General features: G+C 35.8%; 18 protein-coding genes, 2 pseudogenes and 1 riboswitch. Of the genes and pseudogenes, 4 read left to right on the top strand and 16 right to left on the bottom strand.

Features of this window, described 5'->3' with window-relative positions:
• Positions 1 to 55: 55 nt before the first annotated feature.
• The 6 genes and pseudogenes from H8R24_RS15330 to H8R24_RS15305 all read right to left on the bottom strand — a co-directional run.
• Positions 56 to 361 (bottom strand): annotated as a pseudogene (locus H8R24_RS15330) (uroporphyrinogen-III C-methyltransferase); the annotation flags it as partial.
• Positions 354 to 2444: a HEPN domain-containing protein gene (locus tag H8R24_RS15325; protein WP_187020766.1), complete on the bottom strand. Its 2091-nt coding sequence runs from the start codon at positions 2442 to 2444 to the stop codon at positions 354 to 356. The gene H8R24_RS15325 and the pseudogene H8R24_RS15330, both read right to left, overlap by 8 nt.
• Before the next feature lie 215 nt (positions 2445 to 2659).
• Positions 2660 to 3904, bottom strand: a complete 1245-nt coding sequence (locus tag H8R24_RS15320; protein WP_187020764.1) for a sulfate adenylyltransferase subunit 1 — start codon at positions 3902 to 3904, stop codon at positions 2660 to 2662.
• Between the two features lie 103 nt (positions 3905 to 4007).
• A complete protein-coding gene (locus H8R24_RS15315) occupies positions 4008 to 4739 on the bottom strand; it encodes a DUF2490 domain-containing protein (RefSeq protein ID WP_187020762.1) in 732 nt (243 codons plus the stop codon).
• A gap of 1 nt (position 4740) precedes the next feature.
• Positions 4741 to 5640: a sulfate adenylyltransferase subunit CysD gene (gene cysD, locus H8R24_RS15310; protein WP_026708314.1), complete on the bottom strand. Its 900-nt coding sequence runs from the start codon at positions 5638 to 5640 to the stop codon at positions 4741 to 4743.
• Between the two features lie 108 nt (positions 5641 to 5748).
• Entirely contained in the window at positions 5749 to 6450 is a 702-nt protein-coding gene (locus H8R24_RS15305; RefSeq protein WP_187020760.1) for a phosphoadenylyl-sulfate reductase, read from the bottom strand.
• A gap of 327 nt (positions 6451 to 6777) precedes the next feature.
• On the opposite strand from H8R24_RS15305, the gene H8R24_RS15300 reads away from it, so the two are divergent.
• Entirely contained in the window at positions 6778 to 7566 is a 789-nt protein-coding gene (locus H8R24_RS15300) for a sulfite exporter TauE/SafE family protein (RefSeq protein WP_187020758.1), read from the top strand.
• Between the two features lie 84 nt (positions 7567 to 7650).
• Here H8R24_RS15300 and H8R24_RS15295 read toward each other — a convergent pair whose 3' ends face one another.
• From H8R24_RS15295 to H8R24_RS15265, 7 genes are all read right to left on the bottom strand, one after another.
• The gene (locus H8R24_RS15295) at positions 7651 to 8061 is read right to left on the bottom strand and encodes an RrF2 family transcriptional regulator (RefSeq protein ID WP_187020756.1); all 411 of its coding nucleotides are present in this window, start codon (positions 8059 to 8061) and stop codon (positions 7651 to 7653) included.
• Between the two features lie 30 nt (positions 8062 to 8091).
• Positions 8092 to 8619, bottom strand: coding sequence for an alpha/beta hydrolase (locus H8R24_RS15290; RefSeq protein ID WP_187020754.1), 528 nt, complete (start codon positions 8617 to 8619; stop codon positions 8092 to 8094).
• 112 nt (positions 8620 to 8731) lie between these two features.
• Complete coding sequence (locus H8R24_RS15285; protein WP_187020752.1) at positions 8732 to 9904, bottom strand: trans-sulfuration enzyme family protein; 1173 nt, start codon at positions 9902 to 9904, stop codon at positions 8732 to 8734.
• Positions 9905 to 10007: 103 nt separating this feature from the next.
• The gene (locus H8R24_RS15280; RefSeq protein WP_187020750.1) at positions 10008 to 10442 is read right to left on the bottom strand and encodes an OsmC family protein; all 435 of its coding nucleotides are present in this window, start codon (positions 10440 to 10442) and stop codon (positions 10008 to 10010) included.
• Between the two features lie 572 nt (positions 10443 to 11014).
• The gene (gene thrA, locus H8R24_RS15275; RefSeq protein WP_187020747.1) at positions 11015 to 14401 is read right to left on the bottom strand and encodes a bifunctional aspartate kinase/homoserine dehydrogenase I; all 3387 of its coding nucleotides are present in this window, start codon (positions 14399 to 14401) and stop codon (positions 11015 to 11017) included.
• Positions 14402 to 14481: 80 nt separating this feature from the next.
• A riboswitch (SAM riboswitch) is annotated at positions 14482 to 14590 on the bottom strand.
• A gap of 176 nt (positions 14591 to 14766) precedes the next feature.
• Positions 14767 to 14973 (bottom strand): hypothetical protein, encoded by a 207-nt coding sequence (locus tag H8R24_RS15270; protein WP_187020769.1) that lies wholly within the window; start codon positions 14971 to 14973, stop codon positions 14767 to 14769.
• Between the two features lie 515 nt (positions 14974 to 15488).
• The gene (locus H8R24_RS15265; RefSeq protein WP_187020745.1) at positions 15489 to 16763 is read right to left on the bottom strand and encodes an O-acetylhomoserine aminocarboxypropyltransferase/cysteine synthase family protein; all 1275 of its coding nucleotides are present in this window, start codon (positions 16761 to 16763) and stop codon (positions 15489 to 15491) included.
• A 453-nt stretch (positions 16764 to 17216) separates the two neighbouring features.
• Here H8R24_RS15265 and H8R24_RS15260 point away from each other — a divergent pair, with 453 nt between their 5' ends.
• The 3 genes from H8R24_RS15260 (at position 17217) to metK (ending at position 22089) form a co-directional block, all read left to right on the top strand.
• Positions 17217 to 18380, top strand: a complete 1164-nt coding sequence (locus H8R24_RS15260) for a pyridoxal phosphate-dependent aminotransferase (protein ID WP_187020742.1) — start codon at positions 17217 to 17219, stop codon at positions 18378 to 18380.
• Positions 18377 to 20332 (top strand): DsbA family protein, encoded by a 1956-nt coding sequence (locus H8R24_RS15255; protein WP_187020740.1) that lies wholly within the window; start codon positions 18377 to 18379, stop codon positions 20330 to 20332. Before H8R24_RS15260 ends, H8R24_RS15255 begins: the two co-directional genes overlap by 4 nt.
• 506 nt (positions 20333 to 20838) lie before the next feature.
• Positions 20839 to 22089, top strand: coding sequence for a methionine adenosyltransferase (metK, locus tag H8R24_RS15250; RefSeq protein ID WP_187020738.1), 1251 nt, complete (start codon positions 20839 to 20841; stop codon positions 22087 to 22089).
• A gap of 126 nt (positions 22090 to 22215) precedes the next feature.
• Here metK and H8R24_RS15245 read toward each other — a convergent pair whose 3' ends face one another.
• From H8R24_RS15245 to H8R24_RS15235, 3 genes and pseudogenes are all read right to left on the bottom strand, one after another.
• Positions 22216 to 22713 (bottom strand): porin family protein, encoded by a 498-nt coding sequence (locus H8R24_RS15245; protein WP_187020735.1) that lies wholly within the window; start codon positions 22711 to 22713, stop codon positions 22216 to 22218.
• A gap of 123 nt (positions 22714 to 22836) precedes the next feature.
• Positions 22837 to 25525 (bottom strand): annotated as a pseudogene (locus H8R24_RS18445) (carboxypeptidase-like regulatory domain-containing protein).
• A gap of 40 nt (positions 25526 to 25565) precedes the next feature.
• Positions 25566 to 26459 carry a GLPGLI family protein gene (locus H8R24_RS15235; RefSeq protein WP_317172590.1) on the bottom strand — a complete coding sequence of 298 codons (894 nt, stop codon included), beginning with the start codon at positions 26457 to 26459 and terminating at the stop codon, positions 25566 to 25568.
• Positions 26460 to 26537 lie beyond the last annotated feature (78 nt).

Raw genomic sequence — 26537 nt, 5'->3', positions numbered from 1 at the left:
TCAAATGTACATTTTTAGAAGCTAAAAGCGAAATGCACTAAAGTGCATAGTTTTAACTATTTTTGGGACCAATAAAAGGATCTCCACCTTTAAGACGAACGACATGACCATAAGTCAAGGCATTATCTACAATTAGTTGGTTGATTTGGTCTTGTGTGTAAGCGTGACATCCTTTTCTTTTTCCGACAAATATTTTTAATGCTTTTTTAGGAGCATAGCTTAATAACTCTTCATTTGCCAAAGCATCATATAAAACCACATCGGCTTTCGCCAAAGCTTTCGCCCCTTTTACGGTTAACAAATCGGGATCTCCCGGACCTGCTCCTACTAAAGTTACTATGGGTTTTATGGTGTTATGCATTAGCTAAATCTTTGGCTCTGTATGTTTCTAAATCTGAAAAGAAAGCAATTGCTTCTTGTATGTATTTTTTGGCGAAAGCCTCCGTAGGTTCGTTTTGATTGATTTGGTATACCAAGTCTTTAAAAGTCGAATCTAAAGTAATTTTATTGCTTTCGATAAAAACCGTATCAAACAAATTGATGATTCCAGCATGATGGTTTGTTTTTTGGTTTTCAGCCAATAATAATGCTTTTGCACCGTTTACAAATCCTGCATACCCTAAGTAAATAGCATCAGCCCATTTTTTATCTTCGAAAGCTTCTTGAGCAAACGTCAATTTATCTTTGGCTTCTAGAAGTAAAGTCGCAACCAAGTCAATTACAACTCCAGCACATTCTCCTACTCCAACTGCTTTTACATAATTATCTGCATTTCCCCAGTCGATAAAATCTTCGTCTGTAAGATTAGTTACATCTGCCAATGGTTTCAAGAATTCGTAAAAATACTTTTCGCCTTGAGCGTCATAATAATCTAAGAAAGACTTTCCGTTCCCATTTGCTTCGAAATCATTTAAGATCAAACGCAGTGCATCCGGTCCTCTACGACTTGGAATCTTAATTACTTTATCAGAAAAACGTCCTTTTCCATCTCCTAGAATCCCACCACCAAGCAATACTTGTAAAGCCGGAGCTACTAGTTTACCTGAGTTAATAGACATTCCTTGAAAACCTATTTGTGACATGTTGTGTTGCCCACAAGCATTCATACAACCACTAATTTTAATCGTGATTTCGCGATTGTCTTTGTATTGTGGAAACTCTAATTTCAATACTCTTTCTAACTCTTCGGCAATTCCAGTACTGCTTGCAATTCCGAGATTACAAGTATCTGTTCCTGGGCAAGCTGTAATATCACCAATGGTATCGTAACCTACAGTCACAAAATCTAATTTGGCTAATTCTTGGTAGAAGAAAGGTAAATTATCTTCTTTTATATTTCTCAGCACAATGTTTTGCTTTAATGAAAAACGCAATTCATTGGCTCCGTAATTTTTAATTAATTCGGCTAAAGCTCTTGCTTTGTCCGTGTAAAAATCTCCTAAAAGCACTTTGATTCCAATGGCAACATAACCCGCTTGTTTTTGAGCAATTACATTCGATTGTTTCCAAGCTTCGTAAGCCGCAGTATCATCAATCGTTACCGCAGGAACTTCTAATAAAGTAGCTGGAATTTCACCATCAAAAGCAGTAGTATCAATTTCAACTGTCTGGTAGGATAATGCCTTTTTCTCTTCGTCAACTAAGCGTAAAAATTCTTCTAAACCAATGTCTTTGATTAGGAATTTCATACGTGCTTTTAAACGTTTGGCTCTTTCACCATGACGATCAAAAACTCTTAACACTCCTTCGGTAGTTGGGATGATTTGGTTTACCGGAATGAATTCTGACAATAACTCCGCATGATGTGGTTGCGAACCTAATCCGCCACCTAACATTACTTTGAAACCGCGTTCCCCGTTTACAATTTTTGGAATAAATCCTAAATCGTGTAAATAACTCAAGGCCGTATCTTTATCAGAAGAAGAAAACGACATTTTGAATTTACGTCCCATTTCTTGACAAATTGGGTTTCGCAAGAAAAACTGAAACATCGCGTGTGCATATGGCGATACATCAAAAGGTTCGTCAACATCAACACCCGCTAATTCACTTGCTGTAATATTTCTTACCGTATTTCCACAAGCTTCACGAAGTGTAATATCGTCTTTGGCAAGGTTTGCCCAAAGCTCCGGAGTTCTATCTAAACTCACATAGTGAATCTGGATATCCTGACGCGTTGTAATATGCAAACGTCCTGTTGAATACTCATCAGAAACTTTAGTAATACGCACTAATTGCTCGCTAGTCACCTTACCAAAAGGCAATTTGATACGAATCATTTGTACGCCTTCTTGACGCTGACCGTAAACTCCACGCGCTAAACGCAGACTACGAAAACGTTCGTCGTCAATTTTACCGTCTTTGAATAATGCAATTTTTCTTTCTAAATCGATGATCTCTTTTTGAACAATCGGATTTTCTATTTCGGTTCTAAAACTTTCCATACGTCTTTACTATTATCCTCCCCCCGGCCCCCTCCGAAGGAGGGGGAGCCATTGAGGAGCTTGATTCTTGTTATATTCTGGGTCTAAATTTTATGACCAGAATGAAACTCAGCTTTTTTATTTCTTAAATAATAAATTTTATAACCACAAAGCTTATCTACAAACATTTTCTACAATCTCTCCCTCCCCTTTGGGGAGGGCTGGGGTGGGGATTCCTATCGAATAAATCCTACTCCTGCTGTTGTATTGGTTGCTGCATCGATTAAGATAAAAGCACCGTTTGATTTATTGTCGTTGTAAGCATCAAAATAAATCGCTTTGCTTAATTTGATATTTACTTCTCCTATTTCGTTAATTGCTAATTGAGACGCTTCTGTAGTTCCTGAAAAATCAGTTGCAATTACATTTTTCACGCTGTCAATTTTAGCTAAAACTCTATTCGTATTGTGTTGTACAAAATATTTCGCCCCAGGAACCAACTTTTTACTGTCCATCCAACAAACTGTTGTGTTGATGTCTTTCTCCACTTTAGGCAATTCAGATGATTTTACAATCATGTCGCCTCTAGTTACATTGATATCATTTTCTAATTCGATTGTAACTGATGAACCTACTGAAGCTTCGTCAAATTGTTGATCGAAAAAGTGAATGTTAGTTACTTTCGACTCTGTCAAAGAAGGCAATACTGTTACCGCATCTCCTACTTTAATATTATTACCGTATAATTTCCCAGCATATCCTCTAAAATCGTGGTACTCTTCTGTTTTTGGACGAATAACCGTTTGCACCGGGAAACGTGCTTTTCCTTTTTCGTAAACATCCGCAGGCTCTAAAGCTTCAAGGTGTTCTAGGATTGTTTGTCCTTCGTACCAAGGCATTCCACCTAAAGATTCTACTACATTATCACCAGTCAAAGCACTCAACGGAATGTAACTTACGTTTTGTTCTTTGAACGTACTTTTTGCATTTAGCGCTTCAAAGTCGGCTTTAATTTTATTATAAACTTCTTCAGAATAATCAACTAAATCCATTTTATTAACAGCAACAATAACCTCTTTAACTCTCAATAAATTATTGATAAAAAAGTGGCGGTACGTTTGCTCAATCACTCCTTTACGAGCATCAATCAAAATGATAGACACTTGCGAAGTTGAAGCTCCTGTAACCATGTTACGCGTGTACTCTACGTGACCTGGAGTATCTGCAATGATGTAACTTTTCTTAGCTGTAGAAAAATAAATATGCGCCACATCAATTGTTATTCCTTGCTCTCTCTCTGCAACTAAACCATCAGTAGCCAAAGAAAAATCTAAATAATCATATCCTTTTTGCTTGCTGCTTTTTTCTATTGCTTCCAGTTTGTCTGTAGTCAAAGATTGTGTATCGTATAATAATCTCCCGATTAATGTACTTTTTCCGTCATCTACACTTCCTGCTGTTGCTATTTTTAAAACTTCCATTTTATATTTTTTGTTTAAATCCTCCCCCAACCCCCTCCGAAGGAGGGGGAGTCGAGACGTTAATTTATTGTCTTATTATTTAATTCTCATTAGAGAATATCTTTTATATCTTAACCTTATGGATGAAACTAAATCGTATAATATCTCTATTGAAATAATCCACTCCATTTGCTCTTTCTTGAAAACTATTCAAATAACCCAACTCTAATGCAACTGCCGGACTAACTCCTACTTGTACTGCTGCGTAAATTCGGTTTTGATCGAATGTGTTTTTGATAATTTTGTTTCCGCCATTAATCATTATTTCATCCGATAGAATTCCTTTTAGATATTGTTTTTCTTTCTTCCAAAAAGTGTAATCTCCTTGGATTCGGTATCTAAATCTCAAGTAAAACGTAGTCCCTTCTTCAAGCATTATTTTACTTGCATTATGAACAAACCGTTCCTCTATCATATACCGGTGAGTTAGATTCACTTTACCTAGACTCTGTTTCACGGTTGCATCTTGTTGCAAACGATATTCAGGAATATGAAAATCCGTTTTAACTTCAGGATCTTGTGTTGCCACTGAGAAGTAAGCAAAACCTGCACCTAACTCCACCTTATCAGTTATCTTATCTCTCAGTTGAACCCGACTCACAAAAGTGTTTTGGGTTACTGGATTTATAAAAATTCGATTATCAATCTCAGTATGTACAGACCATTTATTACTTAATTCCAACTGATTGTAATATCTAAACCATAGTAAACTTTGCTTGTCGACATTTTTTTCAGTTTGGGCTTGTATTCCAATACTAAACAGCAATACACCCAAAAGAAACTTTAAGGACTTCATTCTAAAAGTATCCTTGTTGTTTTCTTTTCTCCATGGCTGCCTCTGAACGTTTGTCGTCAATTCGAGCACCTCTTTCAGATATTGTAGAAGCTCTAATTTCCCCTACTACTTCTGAGATTGTTGCCGCATAAGAATCAACTGCTGCTGTACAACTCATATCACCTACTGTTCTAAAACGAACAATACGTTCTTCAATTTCTTCGTTTTCCTCTTGGTATACATAAGGAGAGTGTGACCAAATCATTCCGTCTCTCAAGAATACTTTACGTTTGTGTGAGAAGTAAATTGATGGTATCTCGATTTGTTCTTGTTCGATATAGCTCCAAACATCTAATTCTGTCCAGTTTGAAATTGGAAAAACACGTACGTTTTGACCGTTTTCAATTTTACCATTCAATAAATCAAACAATTCTGGACGTTGATTTTTTTCATCCCACTGACCAAAATCATCACGAACAGAAAAAATACGTTCTTTAGCTCTCGCTTTTTCTTCATCGCGACGTGCTCCACCAATACAAGCATCAAATTTGAATTCGTCAATTGCATCTAATAAAGTAGTCGTTTGCAAACTGTTTCTACTAGAGTATTTACCAGTTTCTTCAACAACTTTTCCTTCGTCAATTGCATCTTGTACATTACGAACGATTAATTCTAAACCTAATTCTTTTACCAATCGGTCTCTGAATTCAATTGTTTCAGGAAAGTTATGACCTGTATCTACGTGCAATAATGGAAAAGGAATTTTTGCAGGGAAGAATGCTTTTTGCGCTAACCTTACCAATGTAATTGAATCTTTTCCTCCAGAAAAAAGCAAAACTGGCTTATCAAATTGAGAAATTACTTCTCTGAAAATGTATATCGCTTCGCTTTCTAATGCGTTTGTTTTTAATATTGAACTCATCTCTTTTGTTTAAAAGTTTCAGGTTTAAAGTTTCAAGTTATTGCAACCCAAATAAATCCCTTAACTATTTATATTTTTTTCTAATTACTCTTTACTATTCACTAATTACTACTTCTGGTGTAAACCACATTCTTTATGGCTTGATTCCCACCACCATCTTCCGGCTCTGATGTCTTCTCCCTCGGCGATTGCTCTGGTACAAGGCGCACAACCTATACTTACAAATCCTTTTTTGTGCAAAGCGTTTTGAGGCACATTGTTTTTTTCGATATAATCCTCCACTTCTTTCAAAGTCCACTTTAACAAAGGATTGAATTTGATGATTTCAAACTTCGCATCATATTCAAAAAGAGGCAAATCATTTCTATTTTCTGATTGCTCCGCTCTTAAACCCGTAATCCAAACTGAATTTCCTTTTAAAGCTTTAGTCAATGGCGCTACTTTTCGAATAAAACAACACTCTTTTCTATTATCAACCGACTCGTAAAAGCTATTAGGTCCCTTCGCATTAAGAAGGTTTTGAACTGCTTCCGCTTCTGGGAAATACACTTCAATGTGTTTTTTATACTTCTTTAATGTTTTGTGAAAAACATCGTAAGTTTCTTGAAACAAACGACCAGTATCCAGAGTAAAGATGTTGATCGCAACATTACTATTTGCAATTAGCGCTGTTATCACCTGGTCCTCTTGCCCGAAAGAAGTTGAAAAAACCACCTTGTCTTTATATTCATTTGCCAAAAAAGCAAAAGTCTCTTCAATTGAAAAGTCTTTTGTTTTTTCTAATAATGTATGTACTATCGTTGTGCTCATTTTCTTTTATTTACTATAAAATCTATTACCCTATCGGTTTAGTAGATTACTTCGCAAAAGTACTACTTATTTCCAAACTACAAAATAAAAAATACTATTTTATTAAAAACAACATCCTGCCTTAACCCTTCACAAAAAGCACTTTACATAAATAACAACTAAAAAATATAGAATTGTTCGAAAATAACAGTTCACACTAAATTATTCACAGTTACAAGTCAAAAGTAAAAGTAAAATCCTAAAAAAGCATAAAAAAAACCAATTAGCCTACTTCCCCTATAGGATAATAATAAAATAGTTGTTATTTTTGCCAAAAATATTTATAATATGGATTTTCAATTCGGATTAGTAGTTGCAGGACTAACCGTGGGTTTCATCGTTGGACTCACTGGAGTTGGTGGCGGTTCTTTAATGACGCCTATTTTATTATGGTTTGGTATTCCGCCCACTACAGCAGTAGGTACGGATTTACTATACGCTGCATTCACTAAAATGGGTGGAGTATACGTACATCACAAGAAAAACAATATCAACTGGACCATTACTGGATGGCTTTCACTAGGTAGTGTTCCTGCCGCTTTACTAACACTATGGACTCTAAACAGTATAAAAACCGATATAAGCGCATTAAATGCAGTTATAAAATATAGTTTGGGTTGGGCATTATTATTAACCTCAATCGCTGTATTATTCAAGAAAAAACTAATGGCCATTTCGCAAAAGCACTCGGGAGACAAATTCCATAGTGAAAGCCGAACACAAAATTGGCTAACCGTAGCAATAGGGGTGCTATTAGGCGCTACTGTAACTTTAACTTCTATTGGAGCAGGCGCTTTAGGAACAGTAACTTTGTTCTTCTTATATCCCCTTTTAGCAACACCAAAACTAGTTGGGACTGAAATCGCCCATGCCGTACCATTAACATTAGTTGCCGGCCTAGGCCATGCAAGTATGGGAAATTTAGATTTGGGATTACTAGCGCAATTGCTAATGGGATCCCTTCCAGGAATATTCGTAGGAAGTATGTTAAGCGGAAAAGTTCCTGATTTACTACTTCGAAATGCGATCGCAGGAATGTTATTCTTTGTAGGTTACAAACTGGTATTTATGGCTTAACAAAACTAAAATAGATAATCCAACAAAAAGGGGCTTTCCATGTATCAACATCGAAAGACCCTTTTTTATTTAAACACTTACAGCTTAAAAAGCAATATCAGCAAGTGTATTATTTTCTAAAATTTTGAGTGTATTATCACGAACTTCTGTCATTAATTTACGTACCGCACAAGCAACCTCATCTTGACAATCATCACATTTTTCATAAAAATTATGACTGGCACAAGGCAATAAAGCAATAGGTCCCTCAAGAATTCGATACACCTTAGCCATGTTAATATCCTTTGGTTCCTTTATCAAATAATACCCTCCACCTTTGCCTTTTTTAGCACCTAAGAAACCTGAATTACGCAAAAGCAATAAGATACTTTCCAAAAACTTAATTGAAATATTTTCGCTCTTTGCAATATCTGCAATAGCAACCGGTGTTTGATCTTCTTGACGAGCCAAAAAAGTCAACGCTTTGATTCCGTATTTAGTTTTCTTTGAAAGCATTTAATGAATTTTAGATTGCAGATTAACAACTTATAAATTTTGATTTAAAATTGCATTGCAAACCAAATGTATAAAATCTTTTTCGACATACATCAAATGGCCTTTATTTTTATTGATTTCAGGAACAATTTGGCAATTCATGAACCAACTCCCATCAGGTTTGTTATCATCCCGTTCCCCAAAATACAATTTCACCCGGCAATTAGGCACTTGGGTTTCGTACCGTAATCTTGTAGAAGAAATGGCTATCAAAGTTTCAACTTTTAACCCTTTTAAAGCCGCTTTCCATGCAATTGTCCCACCAATACTAAAAGCCAAAACTGTAACAGTATTTCTTTCTTTTTTCAGAAGAGCATCCACAGCCCTTTCAATTCCGCCATTCACAAACTGATTGTGGAGATTTTTCTCGTTATAGTTTGCTTTGTCTATTTCTCCCAAATCACAACAATCATATTGCTTTAGATCGAAAAAAGGCGACAATAACTCTACATAGCTAGCGACCCAGCTTGAACGTTCTTCCCCCCACAAATCTGATAAAATAATTAATCTTGGCTTCATAAAATCAATGGATTACATATGTAATTAAAAAACAAAAAAATCTGATTAACAATTTTTAATGGAATAAAATCCATTAAAAAAATGTTAATCAGAAAATAAAAATATTTCGAATCTATGACAGCGCCTGCTCTAAATCAGCAATTACGTCTTTCACGGTTTCTAATCCTACAGAAACACGTACTAAACCATCAGTAATACTTACTGCTAATCTTTCCTCAACGGATAATTTAGTATGCGTAGTTGATGCTGGATGCGTCACGATTGTTCTTGTGTCTCCTAAATTTGGCGAAAGCGAACACAGTTTTATTTTATCCAAAAACGCACGTCCTGCTTCTAGTCCGCCTTTTATTTCGAAAGCAACAATATTACCCCCAGCTTTCATTTGTTTTTGGGCAATATCATATTGTGGATGTGATTTCAAAAAGGGATATTTCACCTTATTTACATTTGGATGTTGCTCTAAAAACTCCGCTACTTTCATTGCATTTTCACAATGTCTATCCAAACGAATGGCCAAAGTCTCTAAACTTTTAGACAATACCCAAGCATTAAACGGCGACAAAGAAGGCCCTGTCAATCGGCTAAATAAATAGATTTTTTGAATCAGTTCAGGATCACCCACTGTAATTCCGCCTAAAACACGTCCTTGTCCATCCATTAACTTGGTCGCCGAATGCACCACTAAATGCGCTCCCCATTTTATAGGTTGCTGCAAATAAGGCGTTGCAAAACAGTTGTCAATTACCAGGATCAAATTGTGTTTTTTGGCAATATTCCCTAGCAGTTCCAAATCGATAATATCAACAGCTGGATTCGTTGGTGATTCGGCAAAAAGAATCTTTGTATTAGGCGTTATAAAACTTTCAATCGTTTCTGGTTTGTTAATATCGAAATAGGAAGTCTCGATATTCCACTTTGGGAAATAATTCATAAACAACGAATGAGTCGCCCCAAAAACACTACTCGAAGAGACAATATGATCGCCTGATTTCAATAAAGCAGCCAGGGTTGAATACACTGCAGCCATTCCAGAAGCAAAAGCAAAACCTGCCGTAGCACCTTCCATTTTGCACACTTTTTCTACAAACTCATTCGTATTTGGATTGCTGTAACGGCTATAGATATTTCGACTTTTCTCTTCGGCAAATGAGGCACGCATGTCCTCAGCATCCTCAAACACAAAACTTGACGTTAAGTACAATGGAACCGAATGTTCTAAATATTGCGTGCGTTCTAATTGGGTGCGGATGGCTTCGGTTTCAAAACCAAATTCTTCTTCGTTCATTTTATGTTGTTTTAAAAAAAGTGCTCCACAGAGATTCACAGAGAATACTCAGAGTTACACAAAATATTTTTTTAATTATTATTAAATTTTGAAAGTGTCTAGTTTAAATCTTTTCTAATTCAACAGCATTCAAAACTACTTTATAATGTATTGTTGCAGTTGGTTCTAATGTTTTAGAAACCGAGCAGTATTTATCAAAAGAAAGTTGAGCCGCTTTGGCAGCTTTGTCTTCCTTGATGTTTCCTTCTAGATAAAAAACCAAATGGATGTCTTTGAAAGGTTTTGCTTCACCAACTTGAACACGTTCTCCCTCAACCTCAGCTTTAAACGAAGTGATTTCTTGACGTTGTTTTTTTAAGATCGAAATCATATCAATAGCACTACAACCTGCTACACCCATCAATACTAATTCCATCGGACTTGGTCCTTGATCATCGCCACCAAATTCTGGACGGCTATCTACATTTACAATATGGCCACGTTCGTTTTTTAATTCGAAATGGAAATTGTCGTTTACTCTATTTAATGTAATTTTCATAGTTATCCCCTCCCCAACCCTCCCCGAAGGGGAGGGAGCCAAGACCGAAGGTTGGTCCCTTTTAATTATTATTATTTATTTGAACGCGGATAAAATGGATTTGCTTTCGCAAAAACATTGATTTAAACGCGGATTTTTTATTTATTTTAATTTAATAACTCGTTACAATACCAGTAAGAATAGCAAAATTGAAACTATCCAAAATATACTATTGAACCAACCATCTTCAAATAATCTCCTGTCTATTGTCCAATACGTATCAACACTATTTCTTGCATATATTAGATAAAATGTTTTACTCAAAATGTAATATAAAAACTGTGCTATCAATGGTACAAATAATGAATTAATAGCGGTGTTTTTCCCGAAACCTGTATCTAAGGATATTAAAGCTACTAAAAACAATATTATATTTAACATTAGTATTTTAACAAATGATTCTTTGTTATCCAATTTACTTTTATCAAACAAAAATATCATAGTCACATTCAGCCCAATTATAATAAAAATGACATTCACGATTTTTTTTATTTTACTGAATACTCAAAACTGAACACTGCTTCCTCTAAAAACTACCCTTTATCAGACAATCTCAAGATATCCCCAAAAACTCCTCTGGCAGTCACTGCAGATCCAGCTCCAGCTCCTTGAATTACAATTGGACGGTCTCCGTAAGATTCTGTGTATATTTCGAAAAAAGAATCGGAACCTTTTAAGCCTCCCAAAGCGGTATCCGAAGGTACGGAAACTAATTTTACTTCCAAAATTCCTTTATCGTGTTGCAAGTCTCCTGATAATTCACCGATGTATCTTAGAACGTGATTGGGTTTTTGATCTTTTTTTATTTTATCATAAATAGGATCAAATTCTTTCAGTTTCGTTAAGAAATCAGCGGCACTTCCTTCACGTAAATGTTCCGGAATTAAATTCTGTATCGCAACCTCATCAAACTCGTTTTGTAAATCCAATTCTCTAGCCAAGATCAATAATTTTCTTCCCACGTCATTCCCGCATAAATCTTCTCTTGGGTCTGGCTCAGTGAATCCGCTGTCGATTGCTTCTTTTAATATTTCGCTAAAAGGAACATCTTTAGCAGAGAAATTGTTAAACAAATAACTCAATGTTCCAGAGAAAACTCCTTTTATTTTTGTGATGTTTTCACCCGAAAGATGCAATAATTTTATCGTATCAATTAATGGCAAACCTGCGCCTACGTTTGTTTCATACAAATAGTTCTTTTGATTTTCGGCAAGTACATTTCGCAATTCTTTGTAAAAACCATAACTCAATGTATTGGCTACTTTATTTGACGAAATCAAATCAAAACTATTCTCGGCAAGCGAAATATAATTTTCTACAAAAGTAGCACTCGCCGTATTATCAACGGCAATCAAATTCTCCAGATGGTGCTCATTTGCATAAGCGATCACGTCATCAATGGTGTACGAAGCACCGTTAGTTTGAATTTCATTTTTCCAGTTAGCCGAAACTCCATTTTTGTTCAGGAGTACGTTTCTAGAGTTAGCAATTGCAAACACATTTAGCTTAACATCTTTTCTTTTTTCGATGGCTTTGGCCGATTCTAAAATTTGATTAATCAAGGTTCCGCCCACTAATCCATGACCAAAAATGGCAATATTGATTTTCTTAGCCACACCAAAAATCTCACCGTGAATTACGTTTAATGCTTTGTTTAGCTCAGATTTTTTAACCACTAAACTCACATTTTTACCCGTAACGGTATTATTAAACAAAATAGGAACAATTTTGTTTTTTATCAAAGCCGTATAAGGCTTGTGAAAAGTACTTAAATCTTGCCCAATTATCGAAATCACCGATACGTTATCAACCACCGTAATTTTATTGACATCCTTAGAATAGAAATCATTTTCGAATTCTTTTTCTAGTTCGATCATTGCTTTTGTCGCTTTATCAGCTGCTACTACAAGACCGATTCCTCGCTCTGAAGAACCTTGTGAAATGATACTTACACTAATATCATTATCTCCCATCACTCTAAAAATACGGGCATCAACACCTGTTTTCCCTAATAATCCTCTTCCTTCTAGGTTTACCAAAGCAACATTTTCTAGAACAGAAAGCGTTTTAATTCCGGCAGCATTAGAGTTAGATGTAATTAGTGTTCCTTTATTCTCATGATTGAAGGTATTCAAGATTCGAAGTGGAATATTTTTTTCCAACAAAGGAATAATGGTTTTGGCGTGTAAAATATTCGCACCAAAGTTGGCCATTTCATTCGCTTCATTATAAGATAGTGTTTCAATCTTTTTAGCATCCAGCACTAACTCAGGATTGGCAGTGTAAATTCCGTCAACGTGCGTGAAATTTTGTAATTCTTCTGCATTGATATAATTAGCAACTAATGATGCCGTATAATTACTTCCGTTTCTACCTAGGGTTGTTGTTTCTTGTTTGGCATTCGAACCAATAAAACCAGTAAGTACCAGAATAGCGTCTTTGTTTTCTTTAAAAACTTGGATAATATTCTTTTTAGAAACCGCGTCTAATGGCTGCGCATCACCAAAATTCGAGTCGGTTACAATCAACTCTCTCGTATCGGCCAGCTTTGCAGGAATGTTTTTTTGATTCAATAAAAACACCAATAATTTTGCCGAGAGCACTTCGCCTTGCGCTAAAACCTGATCTTTGATTTTATCGCTATAATCACCTATTAGACTTACTCCTTCAAATAGTTTGTCTAGTTTATCAAATTCAGCCGAGAAATCAACAGCTTCAAAACCATCTTTTTGATACGTTTTAAAACTTTCAAGTAAAGGTTTGTAATTTCCGTTTTTGGCAGCGATGGTTAAAATATCGTCAAGTTCATCAGTTGCTTTGCCACGTGCCGAAACTACAACCGCAATTTTTTCTTCTTGCTTTACTTTACCTTCAATAATATCCAAAACTGTATTGATTCCTTGACCGTTAGCCAAAGATTTTCCACCAAATTTTACTATTTTCATCTGCTTTTTATTTTTAAAAACAACTTCTAATAAATTGTCTAATTGTTCGTATTCCATCAAGAAGGCATCGTGCCCGTGTTGCGAGTCAATCTCGCTGTAGAATACATTATTTTTAAATTTTTTGATTTCGTTGTAGGTCTCTCGATTCTCTTTTGCGGTAAAAAACAAATCCGAATTGATTCCTACAATGTATATGTTGGCATCCACTCTAGAAATAATCGTTTCCAGTGATTCGTGATTGCGAGTGATATCGATGGTTTTCAATAGCTGATTCATCATTTTGTAAGCCGCCAGCTGAAATCTTTTTTCTAATTTCTCGCCATGGTAGTTCAACCAGCTCTCTACTTGAAAAGTTTCGAGTTGTACATTGATGTCTCTATTGAATTTCTCTTTGAATGACTCTGGCGTACGGTAACACAACATAGCATGTATGCGCGCATCCTCGATTGGTTTTTTAGAATTGTTTAATATTTGCTCTTGCAAATAACAATTAGCAATCAACCAGTCAGTCGCTTTCCAATCTGTGGCAATGGGAATGAAATTCTGCGCTAGTTTAGGCTCTAAGGCCAAAATCTCCCAGGCAATTCCGCCACCTACAGAACCTCCGATAAGCGCAAATAAATTATCGATTTTTAAAGACCGAAGCCCTTCGATAAAAATTCGAGCAATATCTCTGGCGATAAAATCTCTGTAATTCTCGATGGTAGCCGAGTTGAAACCATTACCAGGAACGTCGAATGAGACGATGGTATATTTTCTAGTATCGATTGTTTTGTCAATTCCCACGATGTCATTCCACCAACCGGATTCTCCAATAACTTGAGAATTTCCCGTCAAGGCATGATTAATTAAGATAATGGGAGCGGTATGCAAGGGAGCCCCAAAAACTTGATAACTTAAGTTAAGGCTAGCATAAACAGCACCATTATGTGTGGTGAAATTTTGTATGGTAATATGTGTTGGTTTATTTTCCAATGTCAAATCTTTTATTGATTTTGATTTGTATTTGGAAATATTAGAAAGAAAAAACTAGGTAAATACTAGAGAAATTCTTGTTGTTATCTTTCCACTTTTGGGAGTGGTAGAATGCAGCACCTTCTTCGATTTCTCAAAGGGTTGCTAAGGCTTCATCGGGTCTAATCCCTCGTCCTTTCTTTATAACATTTCAATACGTTTGTGAACTTATTACTGCAAATTAACCACATATTTTTTTAACAACCAAATTTAAACCATTCGGATTGGTAGTAAAAAATATATTTAACAAAAAAACGCAAGACATCACTGAATCAAACAATTCAGAAATTCCTCGCGTGTAAAAAACGATGTTGATGGGCTTTCAATTAAATAAAAAGTGTATCATTTTCTTTTGAATACATCAAAAGTTGCAATGAGTTGACTACATCTTTCGCTTTTTGTCCGTTTGAAAGGTTGATCCCCAATCTTGGATTTACTAATTCTTCAACAGCAATTGTATTGTTGTTGTTGTTTTTGCCTCTTAGGTTCCTTAATACTCCTAATACCCTTGAAATTCTGTTTCCTGCACTCATGATCTATATATTTAAGTTGTTTGTTTTCTGTTTTTATGTTTCATTTTCGAATAAAAAAAATCCTTTTGGAAAAAATACCAAAAGGATTAAAGCTATAAAACTTATACTTTTGGAATCAACAAAACTGTGCGCAAAACATTGCGACAAAAATCTGATTTTTTTTATTTGAAAATTTCTTCATTTTTAATTTATAATATGAAATTTAATCTTTGTTTAAAAAGACAAGAGCCTGCCAATTTTTACTTTGGGAGGCTCTTGCTATATTATATATTGATATAATGTATGGCAATTACAAACTCCCGAACTTCTTCGATACGACTATAAACTGTTTACAAATATTAAAATTCATCTTTGGTATTTTTCTGTAACAAATATCAGGTTTAATTCTTTAAATTCCAAATGATACTCAATCATTTAACGGTATTTTTACGTAAATTTTGCAAATAAATGGTCAATATTAACAAATACCGATCGTCTCCAACGAAAATTAGTCGTTTAGCGCCCAATCATTGCTTTTACAAAGAATCGAAGACAGCTTTTAGGTCGGCTTTCAAATCTTCAATATCTTCCAAACCAACAGAAAGACGAATCAAATCTTTAGAAACTCCAGAAGTTAATTGTTGCTCTTCGGTCAATTGTTGATGCGTTGTGCTTGATGGATGAATAATCAATGATTTAGTATCACCAATATTTGCTAAAAGCGAAAACAACTTCGTATCATCAGCCACTTTTTTTGCAGCATCAAAACCACCTTTAAGACCAAAGGTTACTAACCCGTTTTGTCCTTTTGGCAAATACTCTTGAGCCAAATCATAATACTTACTAGATTTCAATCCTGGATAATTTACCCAAGCCACTTGCTCTTGCGATTCTAACCATTGCGCTAGAGCCAGTCCGTTTTCACTGTGTTTTTGAACACGAATGGATAAAGTCTCTAACCCTTGAATAATTTGGAATGCATTAAACGGACTCAAAGCAGCTCCATAATCACGCAACCCTTCAATTCTTACTTTGGCAATAAAAGCAGCTGCTCCCAATGCATCGTGATACACTAAACCATGATAACCCGGATTAGGTTCTGTAAATTCAGGGAAACGACCACTACTCCAGTCAAAAGTTCCAGCGTCTATAATTGCACCCCCTAATGAAGTTCCGTTACCCGAAATATATTTAGTCAAAGAATGAATAACAATATTAGCACCATGAGCAATAGGATTCAATAAATAAGGCGAAGCCACTGTATTATCCACTACAAACGGAACTTTTAGCGTTTTGGCAACAGCCGCAATCGCCTTTAAGTCCAATACATCTAATTTTGGATTCCCTAAGCTTTCTACAAAAACAACTTTGGTATTGTCTTTGGCCGCTTTCGCAAAATTAGCAGCGTCCGAAGGATCTACGAAAGTAGTAGTAATACCCAGACGCGGTAAAGTAGCACTTAACAAATTAAACGTACCACCGTACAAACTACTAGAAGCCACAATATGGTCACCGGTTTTCAACATCGTCAATAATCCTGTCGCAATCGCCGCCGTTCCTGATGCGGTAACCACAGCTGCAATACCGCCCTCAAGAGCCGCCAATCGTTGCTCTAAAATATCATTAGTAGGGTTGTTAAGTCTTGTATAGATGTATCCCGCTTCCGACAAGCCAAATAAGTTAGCCGCATGCTCTGAGTTATTGAACACATAAGATGATGTTTGATAAATAGGCACTGCTCTAGTTCCTGCATGTTTTGTTACATCGTGTCCAGCATGTAAGGCGTTTGTTTCAAATTTTAAATTGCTCATTGTTTTTATTTTTAGTTCTTATTAATCTCGTTTGGATGTAAAAAAAAAGCCTCCCAATTTCTTGGGAGGCTTTGTTCTATAATCGGGCTTGTATTTCGATTTAAACAATAGAGCGTTCCCAGGAAATTTCCTGAAAATTTTTACACATCATTTGTTTAATTGTTGTCATTTTTAAATAATTCTATTCCTCAAATTTGCAAACTAATTCCCTAACCTCCAAATTATTTACACATAATTAACAAACTTATCGCTAAATGTTAATTTAAAAAAGCACAGACCGCTAGCTTACTACACCGTTATTGTGGCGCTTTTGCAAAAGCAAAAAAAAAGACTATACGATATCTCCCCACAAAAAATCGAAGGCAATAGCTCGCTATTCATAGAAAAACTCTTATTTTTGAGAAACGCAATTGATAGTTCAACTTGCCTCAAAAACTAAACCTACTTAGAATTATGTTTCAAAACCATGCAATCGATTTTGATTTATTAAAAAAACGCGCTTATAATTTACGATGGGCCACCGTTCCCGAAGGTGTCATTCCGCTTACAGCAGCCGACCCCGATTTTAAAAGTGCCCCCGAAATAGCCGAAGCCATCAGTCAATTTGCAAAAGATCGTTATTTTTGCTATACCCCACCCGAAGGACTTCCTGAGTTTAAAGAAGCCATTTCGAATTATTTTCAAACTAGAAGAAACGTACCCGTACAACCCGAATATGCTTTCCCGGTAGATAGTGCGGCATTTGGAATTTATCTTACCTGTCAAGCTTTTTTAAATATTGGCGACGAAGCCATTATTTTTGATCCAGTCGATTTTTTATTTCGCTATTCTATAGAAAATGTGGGTGCCACAGCCGTTTCATTTGCCATACCGCCAGGAACAACAACCGTTGATTTTGAGCAAATGGAAAAACTCATTACCAAAAAAACTAAAATGATTTGTTTATGCAATCCCCTTAATCCAACGGGAAAAGTATTTACAAAAAGCGAACTGCTACAACTGGGGGAAATTGCCTGCAAGCACAACCTCATCATTCTATCTGATGAAATATGGAGCGACATTGTATTTGCGCCAGCGGTTTTTACAAGCATTGCCGCTATAAATGAAGAAATACGAAATCAAACCATCACCATTACGGGGTTTAGTAAATCATACGGCCTTGCTGGATTGCGTATTGGGGCAGTCATAGCTCACAATTTAAAACATTACAATTTATTAATGGATATTTCTTTGCACAATTCCACTGTACATGGAGCAACTGTTTTGTCGCAAATAGCTGCAACAACAGCCTTAAACGACTGCGCATACTACCTCAATGATTTTGTCAGTCATCTTTCAAAAACCAAAACTTTGATAGTAGATGAACTAAATACTATCCCAGGCTTTAATTGCATTGCGCCGGATGGTTGCTATGTTGCTTTTACAGCTATTACTGGCACCAATAAAAGCAGTCAAGAAATCTACGAGCTGTTATTACAAGATGCCAAAGTTGCTGTAGTGCCCGGACTAAAACAGTGGTTTGGTAATGGAGCCGAAGGTTATATTAGAATGAGTTTTGCAACCTCTACAGAAGTAATTCAAGAGGCAATGCACCGCATTAAAAAGGTGATCAAATGAAAGTAGTAATTATAGGCGGCGGAATTGCAGGTCTTGCTATGGGACTATTGCTACGCAAAGAAAACTGGGAAGTGGTGATCAACGAGCGATCCTCGAGTATGGTTAATCAAGGCCATGCTTTTTTGATGAGCGAAGATGGCCTTTCGATATTGAATGCTTTTACAGATGCACAAAACCATGAACTACAAAAACAAAATGTCAATTTATTTAGTTTAAAGCGACCTGATGGCGATGAAGAAATTCGTATAAAACTGGATGGCTGGCATTGTATGAAACGCGTTGATTTGATCGCGTATTTAAATTCATTTTTTACAGCTGAAACTTTAAAAATGGGACGTGTTTTTTCTCATTTTTTATTCGAAAACAAACTAGCGATAGCAGCTGTTTTTCAAAATGGAGACATTGAATATGGAGATCTCTTTATTGGTGCTGACGGAAGCAATTCTAAAGTACGAGAGTCATTGTTTGGCAAAGTGCATTTTACACCCATCGCAGTACATGAGATTGTAGGTATTTCCAAAAAAAGAGCCATTACTGATCCCGAAAAAGTACTTTTCCAGAAATACCAAAGTAAAACCAAAGGCTTATCATTTGGCTTTATTCCAGCATCCTGCGATGAGTCCGTTTGGTTCATGCAATACGATGTTACACTAGCCACGGGAAAAGAAGGAGACAGTCCAGAAACACTACGTCATTTTTGTTTTGAAATGCTACAAGAATTTCCCGATGAAGTGCGAAATGTACTAGAAGCCAATGATTTTAGCAGTACTTATATCTGGAAAACTCGAGACTTTGATACTTTGCCTAGTTTTCACAAAGAGAATGTGGTTTTGATAGGAGACGCAGCACACTTAGCACTACCTTTTACCAGTGCAGGAACAACTAATGCCTTGCTTGATGCACAAACATTGACCAATGCATTAACAACGTCTGATTCTATCACAGTCGCTTTTAAAAAATACTATCACGAAAGACACAAAGACCTAACCAACCACTTAGAGCAAGGGCGTGCCTTGAAAAAAAGTTTTTTAGATCCAAAGAAATACAGTGAACAAGGCTATGTACTGCCATTAGTTAGCGACAAAGACAAAAAGAAGCCTGTTCAAAAACCCATTACAATTACTTATTTCACCGATCCGATATGCTCTACTTGCTGGGTCATACAGCCTGTACTTCGAAAACTTCAATTAGTATACGGTGATTACATAGACATTCAATATCATATGGGTGGCTTATTACCTTCTTGGAAAAACTATGACCGTGGTATAATTAAAAACCCAATAGATGCCGCCAAACACTGGGAAGAAATAAGCAAAGAATATCAAGTTATACTCGATGGCGACATTTGGATTGAGGATCCACTGGACTCGTCTTACCCACCGAGTATTGCCTTCAAAGCAGCACAACTGCAAAGTAATGACAAGGCAGTATCACTATTGAGACGCTTGCAGGAAATGATTTTTATCGAAAAAAAGAATATTAGCAAATGGCCTGAAATCGAAATTGCCGCCTTGAATTGCGGATTAAATTCGGCTTTACTTTTAAAAGACATCAACGGAAAAGGATTGGATTTGTTTAATGAAGATTTAGCGTACGCCAAACAACTACAAGTGACTACTTTTCCAACCATACTATTTTCTATAGGAAACGAACTAAAAACAACTATTTCTGGTTTGCAGCCCTATGAAAAATTTGAACAAGTCATTCAGGAAGCTATCCCTAACGTGGTTAAAAGCAATAAGGAAATCAGTGCGCTATCGTTGTTTCAACGTTTTAACAATATGACCGAAAACGAATATGCTTTTATAACCGATACTACAATTGAAGAAAGCACAGTCATACTAAACGACCTGCATAACGACGGGCTAATTGAGAAATACGATAGTAAAAATGGCATGGTTTGGATTTACGTTACAAAACCTAAAAACAAGACTAGCAGCCCTTGTGTTTAAATTATTGATGATAGGAAATTTAATCCTTTATTCATATTAAATGCCGTACACTTAGAAATGTACGGCATTTTTTATGCGAGCAATTACGCAAAACAGCGTGAGTGATAGCAGTGAAAAGCCCACAGTCAAGTGGAGCGATAGCGCAACTTGACGCGGACTTGCAACGAGCACGACAGCAGTAGTGAAATGAGCTACTGAGCGCTAAGTGAATAGCTCATTTTTCTACTGCTGGCACGCCCAAATCATTTCTAGAATCATTGTGGTGGTTGGTTGTCGTTTTAAATTAAAAAAAAAACTTAAGATTAATTTGCAATTCAAAATGGTTTCATACCTTTGCACTCAAATACAAGAGGAAAAATTTGAACTGATTGCAACCTCTTCATAATGAAACGAATTCATTATGGATGCTGAAAATTTTCAGTAGAAAAAATGCTAAAGCAGATACTCTCCTTTAGCATTATACCTGCAATTATTTTTCCTCGCTTAATTTCAAAATAATAATTATTATGGCTTATTTATTTACGTCAGAATCTGTGAGTGAGGGACATCCAGACAAAATTGCAGATCAAATTTCAGATGCATTAATCGATAACTTTTTGGCATTTGATGCTGATTCAAAAGTAGCTTGCGAAACATTAGTGACTACAGGTCAGGTAATTTTAGCCGGTGAAGTAAAATCAAATACTTACTTAGACGTACAACATATTGCTCGTGAGGTAATCAGAAAAATTGGTTATACGAAAAGTGAATACATGTTTGAGGCCAATTCTTGTGGAATCCTTTCGGCAATTCACGAACAATCGGCAGATATTAATCAAGGTGTTGACCGTTCTAACCCAGAAGAGCAAGGAGCAGGTGACCAAGGAATGATGTTTGGTTATGCAACTAACGAGACGGAAAACTTCATGCCACTAGCGCTTGATTTATCTCATAAATTATTGCAAGAATTAGCACTATTAAGACGTGAAAATAATGAAATTACGTATTTACGTCCTGATGCTAAATCTCAAGTAACTCTTGAATATAGTGATGACAACGTACCAACTCGTATAGATGCAATTGTTATCTCGACACAACACGATGATTTTGACGAAGAAGCGACTATGCTTGCTAAAATCAAAAAAGACATTGTAGAAATCTTGATTCCTAGAATCATCGCTAAAAACCCAAAAAGTGCTCATTTATTTAATGACGCGATCCATTACCACATTAACCCTACAGGGAAATTTGTGATTGGTGGACCTCACGGTGATACTGGTTTAACTGGTAGAAAAATCATTGTAGATACTTATGGTGGTAAAGGGGCTCACGGTGGTGGTGCATTCTCTGGAAAAGACCCAAGTAAGGTAGATAGAAGTGCTGCTTACGCAACACGTCATATCGCTAAAAACCTTGTTGCGGCAGGTGTTGCAAGTGAAATTCTAGTGCAAGTATCTTACGCTATTGGTGTTGCTAAACCGATGGGAATCTTTATTGAAACTTACGGAACATCAAAACTGAACTTAACTGACGGTGAAATCGCTAAAAAAGTAGAAGCGATCTTTGATATGCGCCCTTACTTTATTGAGCAACGCTTAAAATTAAGAAACCCTATCTATAGTGAAACTGCTGCTTACGGACACATGGGACGTACACCAGAAACGGTTACAAAAACATTCTCGGCTCCGGGAGGATTAACAAAAACTGTTGAAGTTGAGTTATTCACTTGGGAAAAACTAGATTTTGTTGACCAAGTTAAAGCTGCTTTTGGATTGTAATTCAAAACTTAAAATAAATATCACAAACGGTTATCTGAAAAGATGACCGTTTTTTTTGTGCTAATCCACAAAAAAAGAGCTGTCATAAACATGACAGCTCTTTATTATAATATCTTAATCGTGTAATTACAATTTGTATGTGATTCCAACTTTAACACCGCTAAAAACATTACCACCACCTAGTTGCACATTAACTCCCAAATTATCCGTGAAGAAATAACGCCCACCTGCATGTACACCTAAGCCAACACTATTTACACCGTAATCATTTTTAGACCAACTGTAATAATTTACATTTGCACCAGCGTAAACATCAAATTTACTAGGTATTTGAAGTAATTCATTAAAATGGTAGCTTCCATTTGCTTGAACCCCAATTGCATTAATATTATAATCATTACCATAACCAGAGATAGCAGTCGTTGCTCCATAAGACTGGTATGATATTTCACCTCCTATGGAAATATCTTTCATCAACCCATACTCGAGACCTGCATAGGCAGAAGCACCGTAAGTTGTTGCACCAAATCCACCATTCAATTGAAACCCACCTTCTTCTAAAGGAGCTTGTGCATTGGCAAATCCAAATGCAAACAAGGCTAATACTAAAGCAATTTTTTTCATAATTTATTTATAAGTTAATACCTACTGGTAAAACACCAGTAATCCTAGACCAAATGTAGTATTTTTCAAGTCAAAAAAAAAGTTTTTTTCACAGTGAATCGATTGCTTTAAAACCTGTAATGCCTACAAATTATACTTTAAACTAAAAACAATATACCTTGGTTGCACCGTATATTGGGAGGTTCTTGTAGAAAATTGTGAAAAGCTATCTTCGTTCAAAGCCACAGTATTCAAAATATTAGTTGCAGCTACTTTATATTCCCATTTACTATTTTTCTTTTGATAAATTAAACTTGCCGATAGAAAATCATATTCGTTATTAATTGTTTTAGCAGCATTATAGTAATGATAAAACTCATATTCTGTTACAAAAGAGAAACTTTTCAAAAAATAGTAGTCTAATTTTGCAAAAGGCTTCTCGGTAATAAAGGTAGCACCACTGTACTTGTTATTGATCCAATTGTACCCCAACTCTAGGTTAGGCATGTTTTTATAATTAGTCGATACCTTAACAGTATAACTTTGCGTAAAACTCTCCGTTGTTGCCTGATTGTTGTTTTGAATATTATTGAACTTCGACCAATTTAAACTCGCATTAGCCGAAGCCTTATAATTTTTCAAAAAAGAACGACCGTAACCACCCATTGCAGCCATTGTTTCATCGGCTAGATTAGAATTATATGGAGTAGTTGATTGATTAATTCCAATAAAATCGGCTCTTGATTTTACAGCATCTACTTTTTTAGTATAAGAAGCATTTGCAAAAATATTTTCAAAATTGAACATGTTGTACTTAAAGTAACGCAAGCTGTACACTTGCGAAGTAGCATTTTCTAATGCTCTATTTCCTCTAAACAAATTATTGTAATTTGAAAAAACATACCCTTCAGCTAATTTATTAATATCTGTAAAATCATTTGATAAAGAGAAATTATAGGTTAGCGACTCCGATTTTTTAATTTGGTATAAAGCAAATAAATCGGGCAAGAACCTCACAAATGACTGATTCAAACTGGATCCTAGTTGACCGTTATTCATATCATAATAATGCACACTCACTCCTGGCGTAAACGTAAATTTACCCGTAAGCATTTTATAATGCAGTCCTAAAAACACATCATTAAAATCATATTGTACTTGATTATTATTTTCGGCACTGGTTAAATCATTTGTCACACCATTGTCTAATATTTGAAAAATATGCGAATTAAAATTTTGATGTGAATACGTATTCCCAATGGTTAGATTAAAATTCGTTTTAGGAGTTACCATGTAGTAATAATCAAACTTAGCGTCTATTTTATTGGTTTTCACAAAACGATTTTGATTCAAATCATTTCTATTTTGCCCTGAAACATAATCCGTTAAAACAAATGGTTGCGTTTGCAAATTAGCATTGTAAAACGGGTTTTCGTCTTGATACAAATGCTGTATTTCTACTGCAAAAATATTCTTGTCGTTCTGCGTGTAATACAAGCTTAAATTTTGATTGATCGAATTGGGATTTTGCTTTTTAGTAGTCAATATTGACTCAGCTGCGGCTGTGCCTTGAATATACGATTCACGATATAAATCACTTACTTCATCTTGCTTGGTAAGCTTAGAAAGGATGTCATAGTCAAATTGCAATTTTGTATTGGGCTTATAACTAGAACTCAGTTTAAACATGCCTAAATTATTTTTTTGACGTGCTAATTCCTGGCTTTTTTTGTTGGTCACCCGAATCTAGAATAGTTGTTTGCGACTTCGTTTCTAACTCAGTGTCCGAAACAGATAAGATTGCAAAACCGCTTACATTCCATGCTTTGGTTATACTATACGAAAAATTTGCTGCACCAAATTTGGTTTCAATTTCCTTAGCCTTGTTGTTGCGAAGTAATGAAATACCCAAATCGTTAGAAGAAACATTAAAACTGCTTCCTCCTTTTTTCATCATTGATCGAAAACCGCCTGTAAACTTAAAATAATCCTGCGCAGTCAAAGGCAACTCTCCTATATTATTAAAATTTGTAATCAAGTTAATACTGTATTTAGGACTGTAATAAAACAACTTTGGATTCACAATATACCTATCCCAATCTTGATCTACACCTAGACCAGCAGTTACATCCCCAAACCAAAAATTCTTTTTCCCTGATTTAAGTTTAATATTCATTGCAATATTATCTTGATTATTTTCTACCCCTTTCAAGGCGCCAATCTCACTATAATTACGCAATACTTGTACTTTGTCAATCGCATCAGCCGGAATATTTTTTACACCCAACTTTGTGTCTCCATCAAAAAAGTCTTTACCATCGACCATTAATTTCGTTACTTTTTTACCCTCAACTTCCACTTCACCGTCATCATTCACTTCTACACCAGGAAGTTTCTTTAATACATCTTCTAATTTCCTTTCGGTTCCTGACTTAAAAGAATCTGCGTTATAAACAATAGTATCTCCTTTGATAGAAACTGGCATTTCACGCACAATTTCGACTCCATTCAATTCAATTCCGTCCTCCTGCAGCACAATGGTTTTAGTGATATTCTCCGTATTGGTTACAATTTCGATTTCTCTATTTTGCATTCCCAGGAAACTTATTTTTATGCTATAATGCGTATCCGCCTTTAGGCTCAGCACAAACTTTCCTTTATCATTTGTAATAGCATAGGAATCCATAGCATTCGTATCATTATTGATGGCCATCACATTTGCCATTTCAAGAGGCCCGGCTTTTGAGTCTGTGACTACTCCGTCTAACTTGATCGCTTGCGCAAAAGAAAACGAGCAGATAAAAAGAAAACAAAGAGGTATAATTTTATTCATAAAAGCGTATTAGAAGTTATATTTGACTGCGTAACTAGTTTTAATTCCCCATTCTCATGCGCATCCCACCGTTGCCATTGCGACCTTGATTCATTTCTTGCATTTCCTTCATTTTCTTGACCACCACCTCGTCATAATCTTTTTGCGAAATTGTTTTGCCGTTAGAAGGCGCTTTGATATCGGCTTTAGTTTTCGGGTTCAAAACGACTTTAGAACACAACACTACTGTTTTTCCGTCGTTTATTTCTAAGATCAAACCAGGCAAGCCCCAATATTTATCTGGCCCTTGATTAACTGGAATTTCTGGAGTGTACCAAGCCGTAACAACTACTTCCTTAGGCATACTTAGTCCACTCAAAAAATCTGTTTTCTTTTCTTTGTTATCGGCGTTGTTCCCTTCTGGTTTTGCCCCTTCGTCGTCATCTTTTTTAGGTCTCAAATTTCTAAAATCAGACGTACTTGCAGGAAGCACAGCCGTCGCTTTAAAACAGTTGTACCCACCAATAACGCGTATTTCGCCTTCCATTTTCCATTTCAAATTATTCAATGAGTCTTTTACTAAAAACTCTTTCCCCATAAACTCCTTATCAACAGTATATGATTTATCCTTTACATTTTTATAATAGGTACCACCACCGCCCATCATGGAGCTCATCATTCGCATTCCGCCCTGTTGTCCGCCTGGAGTTTCTAATTTTTCCTGCTCTTTATAAATCGAAGCCGACTTGTCGAAATTAAGTACAAATGTTTTTTCGAACATCGTCTTCATTCGTTCCTCCATCATTTTTTCCATCTCTGGTGTAATATCTCTATTATTGGGCCTATTAGCCTTAAAATCGGCCATACTTGTTTTTGACTCGTAAATCGCCATACCCTGAAATTCTTGTGCGTGCATCCCTAAACAAGTTACAGCAGAAAATGCTAGACTATAAATAAATTTATAGAGGTGTAAAGATAAATTCTTATCTTTCGTGAAAGAATTTTATTATGGAATCATTCAAAGGAGAAAGTA

The sequence above is a fragment of the Flavobacterium muglaense genome (assembly GCF_014305155.1).
In the GTDB taxonomy this organism is placed as follows: Bacteria; Bacteroidota; Bacteroidia; order Flavobacteriales; family Flavobacteriaceae; genus Flavobacterium; species Flavobacterium muglaense.
The sequence above is the reverse complement of the archived record's forward strand: the minus strand, read 5'-3'. Positions and strand labels throughout refer to the sequence as shown.